The sequence below is a fragment of the Mesorhizobium sp. Cs1299R1N3 genome (assembly GCF_037179625.1).
In the GTDB taxonomy this organism is placed as follows: Bacteria; Pseudomonadota; Alphaproteobacteria; order Rhizobiales; family Rhizobiaceae; genus Mesorhizobium; species Mesorhizobium salmacidum.
In genome coordinates, this window is sequence record NZ_JAPYKQ010000011.1 from 1 (window position 1) to 13,637 (window position 13,637).

General features: G+C 64.8%; 13 protein-coding genes and 1 pseudogene. 5 read left to right on the forward strand and 9 right to left on the reverse strand.

Features of this window, described 5'->3' with window-relative positions; translation table 11 throughout:
* Window positions 1-117: pseudogene (locus tag O7B34_RS21675) on the forward strand (IS630 family transposase); the annotation flags it as partial.
* 80 nt (window positions 118-197) lie between these two features.
* On the forward strand, window positions 198-587 hold the full coding sequence (locus tag O7B34_RS21680) for a VOC family protein (RefSeq protein WP_337148009.1): 390 nt from the start codon (window positions 198-200) through the stop codon (window positions 585-587).
* Between the two features lie 192 nt (window positions 588-779).
* Here O7B34_RS21680 and carB read toward each other — a convergent pair whose 3' ends face one another.
* The 4 genes from carB to O7B34_RS21700 all read right to left on the reverse strand — a co-directional run bounded on the left by carB (window position 780) and on the right by O7B34_RS21700 (window position 6,588).
* Window positions 780-4,277 (reverse strand): carbamoyl-phosphate synthase large subunit, encoded by a 3,498-nt coding sequence (carB, locus tag O7B34_RS21685; RefSeq protein ID WP_337148010.1) that lies wholly within the window; start codon window positions 4,275-4,277, stop codon window positions 780-782.
* Between the two features lie 190 nt (window positions 4,278-4,467).
* Window positions 4,468-5,247, reverse strand: coding sequence for an SH3 domain-containing protein (locus tag O7B34_RS21690; protein ID WP_337148185.1), 780 nt, complete (start codon window positions 5,245-5,247; stop codon window positions 4,468-4,470).
* A 152-nt stretch (window positions 5,248-5,399) separates the two neighbouring features.
* Window positions 5,400-6,170: a metallophosphoesterase family protein gene (locus O7B34_RS21695; RefSeq protein WP_337148012.1), complete on the reverse strand. Its 771-nt coding sequence runs from the start codon at window positions 6,168-6,170 to the stop codon at window positions 5,400-5,402.
* Between the two features lie 61 nt (window positions 6,171-6,231).
* On the reverse strand, window positions 6,232-6,588 hold the full coding sequence (locus O7B34_RS21700) for an ArsR/SmtB family transcription factor (RefSeq protein ID WP_337148013.1): 357 nt from the start codon (window positions 6,586-6,588) through the stop codon (window positions 6,232-6,234).
* A gap of 194 nt (window positions 6,589-6,782) precedes the next feature.
* Between O7B34_RS21700 and O7B34_RS21705 the strand changes: the two genes are divergently transcribed.
* Complete coding sequence (locus tag O7B34_RS21705; RefSeq protein ID WP_337148015.1) at window positions 6,783-7,961, forward strand: MFS transporter; 1,179 nt, start codon at window positions 6,783-6,785, stop codon at window positions 7,959-7,961.
* 31 nt (window positions 7,962-7,992) lie between these two features.
* Here the strand turns inward: O7B34_RS21705 and O7B34_RS21710 are convergent, their stop codons facing one another.
* Window positions 7,993-8,454 carry a MarR family winged helix-turn-helix transcriptional regulator gene (locus O7B34_RS21710; protein WP_337148017.1) on the reverse strand — a complete coding sequence of 154 codons (462 nt, stop codon included), beginning with the start codon at window positions 8,452-8,454 and terminating at the stop codon, window positions 7,993-7,995.
* 209 nt (window positions 8,455-8,663) lie between these two features.
* On the opposite strand from O7B34_RS21710, the gene O7B34_RS21715 reads away from it, so the two are divergent.
* Window positions 8,664-9,458, forward strand: coding sequence for an SDR family NAD(P)-dependent oxidoreductase (locus O7B34_RS21715; protein WP_337148018.1), 795 nt, complete (start codon window positions 8,664-8,666; stop codon window positions 9,456-9,458).
* Between the two features lie 85 nt (window positions 9,459-9,543).
* On the opposite strand, the gene O7B34_RS21720 is transcribed toward O7B34_RS21715, so the two are convergent.
* On the reverse strand, window positions 9,544-10,143 hold the full coding sequence (locus tag O7B34_RS21720) for a LysE family translocator (RefSeq protein WP_337148020.1): 600 nt from the start codon (window positions 10,141-10,143) through the stop codon (window positions 9,544-9,546).
* Between the two features lie 96 nt (window positions 10,144-10,239).
* On the opposite strand from O7B34_RS21720, the gene O7B34_RS21725 reads away from it, so the two are divergent.
* Complete coding sequence (locus O7B34_RS21725) at window positions 10,240-11,109, forward strand: LysR family transcriptional regulator (RefSeq protein WP_337148022.1); 870 nt, start codon at window positions 10,240-10,242, stop codon at window positions 11,107-11,109.
* A gap of 262 nt (window positions 11,110-11,371) precedes the next feature.
* On the opposite strand, the gene O7B34_RS21730 is transcribed toward O7B34_RS21725, so the two are convergent.
* From O7B34_RS21730 to O7B34_RS21740, 3 genes are all read right to left on the reverse strand, one after another.
* On the reverse strand, window positions 11,372-12,022 hold the full coding sequence (locus tag O7B34_RS21730) for a dihydrofolate reductase family protein (RefSeq protein WP_337131334.1): 651 nt from the start codon (window positions 12,020-12,022) through the stop codon (window positions 11,372-11,374).
* Window positions 12,023-12,131: 109 nt separating this feature from the next.
* A complete protein-coding gene (locus tag O7B34_RS21735) occupies window positions 12,132-12,968 on the reverse strand; it encodes a protein-L-isoaspartate O-methyltransferase family protein (protein ID WP_337148186.1) in 837 nt (278 codons plus the stop codon).
* Window positions 12,969-13,098: 130 nt separating this feature from the next.
* Window positions 13,099-13,617 carry a DUF2867 domain-containing protein gene (locus O7B34_RS21740; RefSeq protein WP_337148023.1) on the reverse strand — a complete coding sequence of 173 codons (519 nt, stop codon included), beginning with the start codon at window positions 13,615-13,617 and terminating at the stop codon, window positions 13,099-13,101.
* Window positions 13,618-13,637 lie beyond the last annotated feature (20 nt).

The following is a 13,637-nucleotide window of genomic DNA, read 5'->3' on the forward strand; positions in this document are numbered from 1 at the left end:
CAGAAACGCACCGTCGAGGACACGTGGCGCCACATCGGACATCTCGTCGAAACCATCGAGGCAGCCGAATGTAAGAACTACTTCGAAAACGCAGGATACGCTTCCGTCAAAACGTGAAAGGCTCTAGCGGAGACGCTCTTGCAAAGAGCGGTTGTAAATCTATGTCTCGCGAAGTTGGCAAGATCGCCGGAAGTGCCATGAGCGAACCACTGTTCCACAAGATCGATTGCGTGATGCTCAAGGTGGCGGACCTGGATGCCGCTCTGGGGTTCTACTCCGAAAGCCTCGGGCATCCGCTTCTCTGGCGATCGCCGGAGGCAGCTGGGCTGGGAATGCCAGGAACGGACACGGAGCTTGTGCTGCATACCAATCAGGGTCCCGAGGTGGATCTGCTTGTGGACAGTGTCGACGCCGCGCTGGAGCGCTTCGTCGAAGCGGGCGGCGCGATTGTCAGGAAGCCGTTCGACATCCCGATCGGCCGTTGCGCCGTCGTTCGTGATCCCTTCGGCAATGCCCTGGTGATGCTTGACCAAACCAAGGGCAGCTTCGTCACCGATGCCACCGGGCGGGTGCTGCGCGTTGGGTAAGTCCTAGCGACAGAAGGATGCTACGAAAACTGTGTGGATTTCTTTGAATCACCGGCTAACTTAGGTTGCATCACTCCGCCGCTGACGAATTGGGCGTACCTATGTCGCGCGCGTCTTGCGAGGTCGGCGGGACAGCGCCCCCTCTGGTCTGCCGGCCATCTCCCCCACGAGGGGGGAGATTAGCCAATCACCTCAGGCAAAATACTCCTGCAGCGGCCGCACTTCCAGGCTCCCCGCCTTCAGCGCCGCGATCGCCTCGGCTACCGCCGCCGCCCCCGACAGCGTCGTGTAATACGGCACCTTCTGCATCAGCGTTGCACGCCGCAGCGACTTCGAATCCGACACCGCTTTCTGCCCGTCCGTCGTGTTGAAGACGATCTGGACCTGGCGGTTGCGGATGGCGTCTTCGATGTGGGGGCGGCCTTCGAGGACCTTGTTTATTTTCTCGGCCACCACGCCGTTTTCGGCGAGGAAGCGCTGCGTGCCCGAGGTTGCCAGCACCTTGAAGCCGAGGCCGGCGAGGCGCTTGACGGCCGGCAATATGCCCTTCTTGTCCTCGTCGCGCACCGAGACGAACAGCGTGCCGGAGCGGGGCAGGTCGACGCCGGCGCCGAGCTGGCTCTTGGCGAAGGCCAGCGCGAAGTCGCGATCGAGGCCCATGACCTCGCCGGTCGAGCGCATTTCCGGGCCGAGCAGGATGTCGACGCCGGGGAAGCGGGCGAAGGGGAAGACGGCTTCCTTGACCGCGATGTGACCGGGATTGCGCGGGTCGGGCATGGCGCCGTAGTGGGAGAAGGCGTCTTCCAGCGTCTCGCCGGCCATGATGCGGGCTGCGATTTTCGCGATCGGGCGCCCAATGGTCTTGGCGACGAAAGGCACGGTGCGCGACGCGCGCGGGTTGACCTCCAGCACATAGACCGTGCCGTCCTTGATCGCGTACTGCACGTTCATCAGACCGCCGACATTGAGGGCGCGGGCAAGGGCCGCCGTCTGGCGCTCCAGCTCGTCGACCAGTTCCGAAGGCAGCGAGTGGACCGGCAGCGAGCAGGCGCTGTCGCCCGAATGGATGCCGGCCTCCTCGATGTGTTCCAGAATGCCGGATACGAAGGTCGCCTTGCCGTCGCAGAGGCAGTCGACATCGACCTCGATGGCGCCCGAGAGATAGGTGTCGAACAGCAGCGGGTTCTTGCCCAAGAGCGTGTTGATCTGGCCGGTCTTGTCGTTGGGGTATTTCTGCTTGATGTCCTCCGGCACCAGGCCGGGCACGGTGTCGAGCAGATAGTTCTGCAGCATGCCCTCGTCATGGATGATCTGCATGGCGCGGCCGCCGAGCACATAGGAGGGGCGCACCACCAGCGGAAAGCCGAGCTCGCCGGCGACGAGGCGGGCCTGCTCGACCGAATAGGCGATGCCGTTCTTCGGCTGGCTGAGGTTGAGCTTGTGCAAGAGCTTCTGGAAGCGGTCGCGGTCTTCGGCCAGATCGATCATGTCTGGCGAGGTGCCGAGGATCGGGATTCCTGCCTTCTCCAGCGCATCCGCCAGCTTCAGCGGTGTCTGGCCGCCGAACTGCACGATGACGCCGACCAGCTCGCCCGAGGCCTGCTCGGCGCGCAGGATCTCCAGCACGTCCTCCGCCGTCAGCGGCTCGAAATAGAGCCGGTCCGAGGTGTCGTAGTCGGTCGACACGGTCTCGGGGTTGCAGTTGATCATGATCGCTTCATAGCCGGCATCGCGCAGCGCGAACGCCGCGTGGCAGCAGCAATAGTCGAACTCGATGCCCTGGCCGATGCGGTTCGGCCCGCCTCCGAGGATGACGACCTTCTTGCGCGACGACACCTGCGCCTCGTTGGCGAGCGCGCCGGCGAAGGGCACTTCATAGGTCGAGTACATGTAGGCGGTTGGCGAGGCGAACTCGGCGGCGCAGGTGTCGATGCGCTTATAAACCGGATGAACGTCGAGCTTTTCGCGAATCTTCTGAACGACTTCGGCGTCGGTCTTCGTCAGCGACGCGAGGCGGGCATCGGAGAAGCCCATGGCCTTCAGCATGCGCAGGTTGACCGCATCCCCGGGGATACCGTGCTCGCGGATGCGGGCTTCCATGGCGAGAATGCCGGCGATCTGTTCGAGGAACCACGGGTCGATCTTGCACATGGCGTGCACGTCTTCCAGCGATGTGCCCATGCGGATCGCCTGCGCCACCATGCGCAGCCGGTCCGGCGTCGGCGTGCCCAAGGCGGCGCGGATGGCGTTACGGTCGTCCGGGTTGTTACCCAGGGCATGACCGAGGCCGGGGATCTCGATTTCGTCGAGGCCGGTGAGGCCGGTCTCCAGACCGCGCAGCGCCTTCTGCAAAGACTCCTGGAAGGTGCGGCCGATGGCCATGACTTCGCCGACCGACTTCATGGCGGTGGTCAGCACCGGCTCGGCGCCGGGGAATTTCTCGAAGGCAAAGCGCGGGATTTTGGTCACGACGTAGTCGATCGACGGCTCGAACGATGCGGGCGTGGCGCCGCCGGTGATGTCGTTCTCCAACTCGTCCAGCGTGTAGCCGACGGCGAGTTTGGCTGCGATCTTGGCGATCGGGAAGCCGGTCGCCTTGGAGGCCAGAGCGGAGGAGCGCGAGACGCGCGGGTTCATCTCGATGACGACGAGGCGGCCATCGGCGGGGTTGACGGCGAACTGCACGTTGGAGCCGCCGGTCTCGACGCCGATCTCGCGCAGCACCGCGATCGAGGCGTTGCGCATCATCTGGTATTCTTTGTCTGTGAGGGTGAGGGCAGGGGCGACGGTGATGCTGTCGCCCGTATGCACGCCCATCGGGTCGATGTTCTCGATCGAGCAGACGATGATGCAATTGTCCGCCTTGTCGCGGACGACCTCCATCTCATACTCCTTCCAGCCGAGCACGCTTTCCTCGATCAGCACTTCGGTGGTCGGCGAGGCGTCGAGGCCGGACTGGACGATGTCGTAGAATTCGGCCCTGTTGTAGGCGATGCCGCCGCCGGTGCCGCCCATGGTGAAGGAGGGGCGGATGATGGCAGGCAGGCCGACATGGTCGAGCGCTTGTGCGGCGATCGCCATGCCATGGCTGATGTAGCGCTGCTTGCGGTCGCCTTCGCCGAGGTTCCAGCGGGTTTCCAGCGCGTCGAGTTCGGCGTCGAGATTGTCGGGCTTCTCGGCCTTCAGCGCGGCGCGCTCGGCCTCGTGGGTCTTGCGGTCGGCGTTCTTGACGTCGGTGGCGTTGGCCAGCATCGACTTCGGCGTTTCCAGCCCGATCGTCTTCATCGCCTCGCGAAACAGCGCGCGGTCCTCGGCCTTGTCGATGGCATGCGCGTCGGCGCCGATCATCTCGACATTGTAACGCTCGAGCACGCCCATGCGGCGCAGCGACAGGGCGGTGTTGAGCGCGGTCTGGCCGCCCATGGTCGGCAGCAGCGCGTCGGGCCGCTCCTTGGCGATGATCTTGGCGACGACCTCAGGCGTGATCGGCTCGATATAGGTGGCATCGGCCAGTTCCGGATCGGTCATGATGGTGGCCGGGTTGGAATTGACCAGGATGACGCGGAAGCCCTCTTCCTTCAGCGCCTTGCAGGCCTGGGTGCCGGAATAGTCGAACTCGCAGGCCTGGCCGATGACGATGGGGCCGGCCCCGATGATCAGGATCGACTTGATGTCGGTGCGTCTTGGCATGTCTGTGAATTCCGTTCGGCAGCGGGCTTGCACAAAAAACCGGGACGGGAAGACCCGGCCGGTTGTGCTCGCGATTCTGGTATCAGGCTAGGAGGGCCTTATAGGGAAGAGTTTTGCCCGATGTAACCCCGAAAATGAAGGGTTCACAGCGCCAAGCAAACAAGCGCCTCATTCCTTCGCGCCAGCGTGCCTAATCCCCCAGCACCACCGTATCCGTGATCTCAAACCGCTCCGCCACGCCGATGCGGATCATGTTGAGGTTGCCTTCCCTGGTGAAGCGGAAGTTGCTGCCGGCGTCCGAGCTTGCCGGCAGGCCGGCAGCGAAGGAGATGACGCGGCTGCCGCCGTCGGGCCAGGTCACGGTCACGTCGGCCTTGTCCGTGCCCTTGCGCGTCACGATCGCCGCGCAAGGCGCCATGGGCTGTCCAACGTAGCGGGCACAGGGAATTTGCAAGGTTCCATTCGCCGCCAGCGCCAGGCCATAGGCATCCTGCATGGCGATCTCCGCCGCGGATTTCGGCGTGGTTTCGGGGCTGGCCGGCTGACCCGCGCTACCCAACCGGGCGGTCAGGTCGGGTGCATCGGGCGTCGCGCCGGCTTCGGTGGCCACGGCGTCCCCCGCCTGGCCGGGCACCGTTGCCGGATTGAGGGGCACCAGATAGCGCGCGGGGGCCCAGCCGCTGGCTTTGGGATTGTCAGACTCGATCTTGCACCAGGGATGGCCGTCAATGTCGTTGCAGCCGAGGTTTCTCACGCTCGCACCGGCAGCCAGGCGGGCCTCGGTCTTGCCGATCGCCGACGGCTTGGCGCGGATATTGAGCAGGTCGTCGGGGGCGAGCCCGGTGACCACCGAGATGAACGGCGCCTCTTCGGCATGCGCCGGGACAACAGCCAGCCACGCCGCCATCAGCAGCGGAGCGGCAATCAGCGCATGCAAACTTTTTCGGAGCGTAACTGTGCGCCTCATCATTTGGCCGTGCGCCGCACTCAAATCACCATGGAACGGCGGTCTCGCCGCATGTCCGGCCGGTTTTTATAAGGGACGATGCGCCGCCATGTAAGCCGGAAAATTCAGCCCGACCATGACGGCAAATCATGGTGCTGGGTGGTGCGGTTCAAGGATCACGGCCGCGCCGCTTCCGGCATGAAGCCGGTGCGCAGGCCGTGCGCCCATTCCGGGCGTCCCGCCTGTTCGGCCTGCCGTGCCGCCGCCTCGTGGTCGTAGTCCACCGCGATCATCTCGAAGCGATCCGGCTGACCGGCGCCGCCCAAGGTGACGATGCCATAGCGCGCATGCGGCGAGCCCTGTTCGGAGACATGCGCCGGCGGCGTGTCGTCGTCATAGGCGGGGCAGCCAATGCTGCCCGGGTTGAAGATGACGGGACCGTCAGGAATGCGGATCAACTCGGCGCGGTGGCTGTGGCCGCAGAGCGCGATGCGGCAGGCCGGGTCGAGCGCCTTCAGCCGCCGCCGGATCGTGGCCAGCGGCGCGCGGACCAATTGGCCATCGACGATCGCGTCGAGCAGGTATTTCTCGTCGTGATCCGGGCGGGCATGGAAGGCGATGACGCCAGGCGCGATCTCAAGGGTCAACGGCTGGGCGAACAGCGTCTCGCGCTGCGCTGGCGTCAATCGCTCCTGCGCATAGACGTCGGACGCCCACATGGTCTCGTCGGCCGGATCGACGGCAACGTGGCGGTCATGGTTGCCACGCACCGTCGGCAGCTTGAGCGCTTCCAGCCGTCCCATCGTCTCGCGGGGCCAGAGCGGACCCGAAACGCTGTCGCCGAGATTGACGGTGAGGTCAGCGCCGCCGCGATGCCCGAGATCGTCGAGCACGGCCTCGAGGGCGAGAACATTGCCGTGGATGTCGGCGAGGACGGCGATGCGCATGAGGAGGTTCCGTGGGTGGGCGGCAGGACTTGGTTCCTCCCCCGCTTCGCGAGGAAAAGGTTCAGACCGGCACTTCCAAATCATGACCACCTACCGCCGGCAGGGCGGCGTCTTCGGCGGCCGCCGCGATGACGCTGTCGAGCAGGCCGGGGAAACGGGCGTCGAGGTCGGCGCGGCGGAGCGTGATCATGCGGTTGGTGCCGACCACTTCGGCGCGGGTGACGCCAGCCTCGCGCAGTTTGGCGAGGTGGTAGCTGAGGTTGGTCTTGGAGGCGAGGTCGAGAAAGCGGCTGCAGTTCAGCGGCACGCCTTCCTTGCTGGCGAGATAGCGCACGATGGCGAGCCGCGTCGGGTCGCCGAGCACGCCGAGCACGATGGGCAGGCTGATCTGGTCCGTATTGGGGTGTGGCAAGCTCATGGCTGGAACCTAAGTGCAGTTCGGGCCGATTTCAACGCGTCGATCCTGCTCAGCCCATACACACGGTTTCTCCACTTCATGACCGTCCTGACACAGTGCTGTCAGCATGGTTCAGCTATTTTGCCCTGGCTCATTGACATGATGGCCTGTTATGTCCAATTGTTCAATAACTTTTGAACTAAGGACGCTTTCCCATGGACAAGAGAATCTTCTGGCTTGCGCTCGGATCGTTTGCGATCTCGACCGAAGGCTTCGTCATTTCCAGCCTCCTGCCGGACATCGCCAGGGATGCCGGCATCTCGGTGCCGCTCGCCGGTTCGCTAATCACCGCATTCGCGCTCGCCTATGCGATCGGCACGCCGATCCTGGCGACGCTGACCGGTGAATGGGACCGGCGCCGCGTCATCCTGTGGACGCTGGTGTTCTTCGTCATCGGCAATGTCGTCGCCGCCCTGAGCTCATCCTTCGAAGTGCTTCTGATCGCACGCATCATCATGGCGCTGTCGTCGGGCCTGTTCGCGGCAACCGCGCAAGGCACGGCGGTGGCGCTGGTCGATGACCATCACCGGGCCCGCGCCATCGCCGTCGTCGTCGGCGGCACCACGGTTGCGGTCGCCGTCGGCGCGCCGCTTGGCGCGCTGGTCGCGGCCATCGCCGGCTGGCGCGGCACCTTCTACGCCATTGCCGGCCTCGGCGCCCTCGCCGGCGCCATCCTGTGGTACCGGCTGCCGCGCGGCATCATCGGCACCAGGCTGCCGCTGAAGCGCCGGCTGGCGGCGGCCATGCGTCCCGGCGTGATGCCGATCCTGGTGACGACGGTGCTTGCCCTCATCGGTGCGTTCACCGTGTTCAGCTTCATTGCGCCGCTGGCCATTGAAAGCGCCGGGCTGTCGCCGATCGCGCTGCCGGGCATGCTGCTCGCCTTCGGTGTCGGCGCCGTCATCGGCAACATTGCCGGGGGCCAGGCAGCCGATCGTTTCGGCGCGACGCGCACTGTCGGCTGGTCGCTGGCGCTGAGCGCGGCCATGCTCGTCACCTTCTCGCTGATCCCGACCTTCCTGCCGCATCACCTCGCCGGACCGGCGCTGATGGGCATGATGGTGCCGTGGGGCATCGTCGGCTGGGCCTTCCCGCCGGCGCAGGCGAGCCGCATCATCAAGCTCGCACCCGACGCGGCCCCGATCGTGCTGTCGCTCAACGCCTCGGCGCTCTATCTCGGCGTGGCGCTCGGCGCGGTGGTCGGCGGCGCGGTGCTGCGCTACGGCGTGCCGGCCGATCTCGGCCTGATCGCTGCGGTCTTCCCGGTCATCGGGCTCGGCATCATTCTGGCCGGGCGGATGTTTGCCAGACCGGTGGCGATGCCGGCGGAATAAGACCTGGAATTGAAATGATGCCGGCCGCTCTTCAGTCAGAAGCGGCCGGCGGCATATCGAAATCCAGCGCGCTGATGTCATCCAGCACCGCGCGGAGGTTTGCCGCCTGATCCTTGCCCACCACCGCTTCGAAGCGTTGCTGGGCGACATGCCACAGTTTCATCACCTCATCGAGCTTGACGAGGCCTTGCGGCGTCAGCCGCACCCGCTTGACGCGGCGGTCGGCGGGGTCGGCGAACGTCTCGACATAGCCGTCGCGGATCAGGGGCTTCAGGGTGTGGCCGAGCGCCGACAGGTCCATGATCAGGGAAGCCGCTATGGCGCCCATCGCCGGCTCGTTGCCGATGTGGATCTGGTAGAGCAGGCCCTGCTGCGTGGCCTTGAGACCCGAGGGCGCCAGCACATCGTCATAGTACTGGCCAATCTTGCGCGTCGCGCGACGCAGCATGGCATTGTTGCAGAGCGTCAGTCCGGACGGTGCCTCTTTCGACATGATGGTTCCTTGGCAGCGACGACATCCTGTCCGGCTGGTACCTGATAAATAATCCCGGATGCGCTCATTGACAAGATAGTGGCATATGCCTACTTTAAAAAGTGGCATATGCCACTAAATCAATCAGGCGACTTGCCGGGGGCCGAGAGGCTGATGCCTGCGATGCCTCGGCCGGGTCGAAGCAACCATTCGAGAGAAGGAACAGGACAATGAGCGAACAGGCAAACAAGGGAACGGCGGTCGTCACCGGCGCTTCATCGGGTATCGGCGCGGTCTATGCGGACCGGCTGGCGGGGCAGGGCTATGATCTGGTGCTGGTGGCGCGGCGTGCCGACCGGCTGCAGGAGCTCGCCGAAAAGCTGCGTTACGCCTATGATCGCAAGGTCAGCGTGATCAGCGCCGATCTCTCGAACGACGACGATGTGCGCCGTGTCGAGCAGGCGATATCAGCCGACGAAACCGTGACGCTGCTGGTCAACAATGCGGGCCTTGGCGGCCAGGCGGTGGTGGCAACCGCCGATGCCGACGCCGCCGAGCGTATGAACAAGGTCAACGTCGTGGCGCTGACCCGGCTGACACGTGCCGTGCTGCCTGGGCTCTTGGCGCGCAACCGCGGCGGGATCGTCAATATCGCCTCGGTGCTGGCCTTCGATACCTCGTTCGGCGGCATCTACAGCGGCACCAAGGCCTATGTCGTCAATTTCACCGAAGCTCTGCAGCGCGAGGTCGCCGATACCGAGGTAAGGGTTCAGGTGGTGCTGCCAGGCGCGACCCGGACCGACTTCTGGGAGCTTTCCGGCGGCGATATCGATACCCTTCCAAAGGAGATCGTCATGACCGCCGACGATATGGTCGATGCCGCCCTTGTCGGCCTGGCGCGGGGCGAAGCCGTCACCGTGCCGGCGCTTGCCGATACGGGAAAGCTGGACACGTTCCTCGGTGCCCGGCAGGCCTTCTACGGCAGCCTGCACGCCGACAAGCCGGCGGCTCGCTACGCCGCTTGAGGCTGGACGGGAAGGCTGGCGCCGACTTTGCAAGGCCTGGGTTCCTCGCCCCCGCAACGCGGGGGAGAGGAAATGGGTATGCGCCTTACGCCGACCGCCACATCGGTATGACCGAGGCGGCGAGCACCAGCGCCAGCACGATGTTGAGCGCGCGCCATTGCCACTCGGTCTTGAGCAGCCGTGCTAGCACCATGCCGGCCACGCACCAGACGGACAGCGAGATGGCGGCGGTGAGGCCGAAGGTCGAGCCGAGCAGCAGCGCCAGTTGGCCTGGCCCGTCGGCAAGCGCGGCGAAGGAGGCCGCCGCGCCCAGCCCCATCGCCCAGCCCTTCGGGTTCATCCACTGGATGCCGGCGCCGCCCAGGAAACTGTTGGGCCTGGCCATGGCCACGTCGAGATTGGGCGGCCCCGCGCGGCCGATCTTGATTGCCAGCCAGACGAGGTAGAGCGAGCCGGCGATCTTCATGGCAAGCTGCAGCGACGGCATGGCAAGCAGCAGACCGGCAAGCCCGGCGGCGGCCGCACCCGTCACGGTCGCGAGACCGGCAGCACTGCCGATCATCAACGGAACCGAGCGGCGAAAGCCGAACTGCGCGCCTGAAGCGGTCGACAGGGTGGTGGCAATGCCTGGCGTGGCGGTGGCCACGAAGGCAAACAGGATCAGCGGCAGGATAGGCTGGAGCATGGGACATCCCCTTGTCGGAAGCCCTATGGTAGACGCCGGCTCGCATCAGTAAATGCAATGTTTGCGATGGTCTGCATTAGAATCTATAATGCTGGAATGATCCGCAATCTCGATACCAGCCTCGTGCGCACCTTCGTCACCGTCGCCGACAAGGCGAGCATGACGGCGGCGGCCAATGCGCTGCACCTGACGCAGGGCGCCGTCAGCCAGCAGGTCAAGCGGCTGGAAGACACGCTCGGCTGCAGCCTTTTCGAACGCGACCGGCGCGGTCTGCGCCTGACCCATTCCGGTGAGCGGCTGTTCGAAAAGGCCAAGCGCCTGCTCAGCCTCAATGACCAGATCTGGACCGACATGGTGGGGAGTGCTGTCGCCGGCCAGGTGCGGCTCGGCGTGCCCTACGACCTTGTCGGCACCTTGCTGGCGCCGGTGCTGAAGACCTATGCCGAGGCCTATCCGCAGGTCGAGATATCGCTGGTCTGCGCCTCCTCGCCGGAACTGGCGGCAGCACTTGCTGCGGGAACCATCGATCTCGCGGTGATCGAGGAGCGGGTCGGTCCGACGTCAGGCGAATGCCTGGCCATCGACCGGCTGGTCTGGGTCGGCGCAAGGGGCGGGGCGGCCCGCGCCAAGCGGCCGCTGCCGGTCTCGATCGTCGCCGACACCTGCGCCTTCCGGCCGGTGGTGCTGTCGGCACTCAACGAGCACGGGCTGGAATGGCGCAGCGTGTTCGAGAACGGCAACATCGACGCGACCACGGCGACGGTGCGCTCGGACCTCGCCGTCACCACATGGCTGGCTTCCACCGTGCCTCCGGATCTCGACATATTGCCGTTCGACGCCGGCCTGCCGCCGCTGCCGAATTTTGCCATCAACCTGCATCTGCCGAGGCATGGCGTCGGGCCGGCGGCGCAGGAGTTCGCACGGCATATCCGTGAGGGGCTGGGGCGGCGATCGCAGGCGGCTTGAGGAGTCGCGTCTAGCTGGATCACCCCTCAACCGTCTCGGCGCTACGCGCCGATCCACCGCCCTGGACGAGTCACGGGCCTCGCCCGCCCTTCGGGCCCCACAAGGGGAGAAGGAAGAGCCATCGATGTCATGGCTAATTGCCAATGTTGGAGAGTGGCTGAGCCGAATGCGCCAGGCTCCTCCTTCTCCCCTTGTGGGAGAAGGTGGCCTCGCGAAGCGAGGTCGGATGAGGGGTGTTCCAGCTTGATGCCAGGGGTCGAATTTACTTCCAGTTCTTGCGCCGCTCGAGTTCGGCGTCGGAGGGCTTGCCCGTGACAAAGGAGCCGACCTCGATTTCGCCCGCGCGCTCGTAGGTCGCCATGATGACGCCGGTGGTGGAAGCCTGCGATTTGACAAGCTTGAAGGCGGCCGGCATCGCGGCATCGCCGAACAGCCGCTTGCCCTTGCCCAGCAACAGCGGGAAGGTCATCAGCCGGATCTCGTCGATCAGCCCGTTGGCGAGCAAGGTCTGAATGAGATTGCCAGATCCCTGGATGAGCAGGTCAGGTCCATCTTCCTGCTTGAGCCGGCGCAGAGTCGCGATGATATCGGGTCCAAGCGCGTGCGTGTTCTGCCAGGTCAGAGTATCCGGCCGATGCGTCGCCACATATTTGGTCGCGGGGTTGAAGGCATCCGCGATCGGATCTTTCTGGTACGGCCAATACGCGGCGAAGATGTCGTAGGTTCTGCGGCCGAGCAGCAGGGCGAAGGGTTTGGAGAATAGCTCATCCATTGCCGCGCCCGCCACTTCGTCAAAGTAGTGGAACGTCCAGCCGCCGAATTTGAAGCCGCCGACCGGATCTTCTTCCGGTCCACCGGGTGCCTGCATGACGCCATCGAGGCTGACGAAGGTTGCGGCGATGATCTTTCTCATTGTGCTCTCCCTTGCTTTCGTCCACGCCGTCGCGGCCGGACTTCAGTCCAAGGACGGACCAGCCGCGCCCATCCCGACAGCGGCCGCGAATCTGGTTCGCCATAGCTACTCAATCACCGGCGCTCGGGGCTTCCGACGAGAACCATACATGCTCGAAGATCGCGGTGGCGCTGCTGTCTGGCTGCCTGTCCTCGATCAGCCAGATCGAGCGGCTGCGCGCGGCCTCTTCGCGCGTCGGGATCTTCGCGGCGGAATCGGCGGTCGACGCGCCGACACAAGGGATGAACCACGAGCGCATGAACGGGTGGCAGGCGAACCCTTTTTCGCCGCGGGTCACCATCACCGCGAACGGAACGCGCTCGGCCGGACGCCACGGGAAGATCATGCGGCCGCCGGGGCGTAGCGCCTTCAGCCATCCGGCGGGAGGGGCCACGACACCGGCATTGACATAGATGATGTCGGATGGCGGCAGGGGCGAGGTCACCGCATCGCCATGGACAACAGTCGCATTGCCGTAGGCTTCGAGATTTCCGCGCGCCAGTTCGGCCATCTGATCGTCGAACTCGAAAGCAGTGACGGTGCCGCCGGGCGAAACCAGCGTGGCAAGCAAAGCCGTGTAGTAACCGCTGCCGGCGCCGATATGCGTGACGGCCTCGCCTGGCTTTGGCGCGAGTTTTCCGATCCATATGGCATGCAGGAAGGGCTCGCCATTGTTGATGCCCTTGTCGGGATCGAGCGCCACGAGCACGTTCTGGTAGATGTGAGCCGGATCGGCGCTTGGAGTCGTGAGCGTGGCGTTGCCGACAATGATCGTCCATGGCCCTGGGCCGAGGAAGGCTTCGCGCGGCACGCTGGCGAACACCTCTTCCAGACGCGGGTCCGATGAGGCGGCGTTGGCCGCCATCAGCCGCGCGTAAAATCTCCTGATGTCTTCGATCCCGGTCATGACGAGGGAGAAGATAGCGCGGATCGCCGATTTGTCGCGGGACCATCTGCGGCCGGACTGTGTGGGAAGAAGCACGGGGCGGGAGCTCCCCGCCGTGTTTCATAGTTTGAAATTCGAGGTTCCTGCAGCTCTACTGCATTTGCGTTTGTGCACAGCGTGCCAGGTTGGCCCTGACCACGAGGTGATGAAAAGGCCTGATCGCGTTGAGATAGGTGAAGCCCAAGGCATTGTGGGTATGCACAACGGTTGTCGCGATGAGCAACGTGCCTGTTGGAGAATGGCGTCGGAGCAGAGATAGCCGGAAGTCCAGGTGTCGGTCATCCGTACCGAGCACGATTTCGTCCTTGCCCTCCCAGTGCACCGGGAAGAAGTCCACCCGTTCATGGCTGTCCTGGAACGTCCTGACCGTGTCGGAGGTTTTGATGCCGAAGGGCGTAACCATGGCGTCGCGCAGTGCGATCAACGCCTTTTGCCACGCGGGTGGATTGACGAGTGTCCGCGTCGCCAACTCGCGCATGCTCGACTGTTCCGATGCACTCAAGTCAATGCTGTAGCTATCGAGTGAACTGGCGTTCTCGTACCAGCTCGCAATGATACTTTCCGACGGCGGCGTTGTCCGGCGTACCTGCGGTTTGCGGTCTAAACCCATGCTGAAAGCTCAATCGTGGC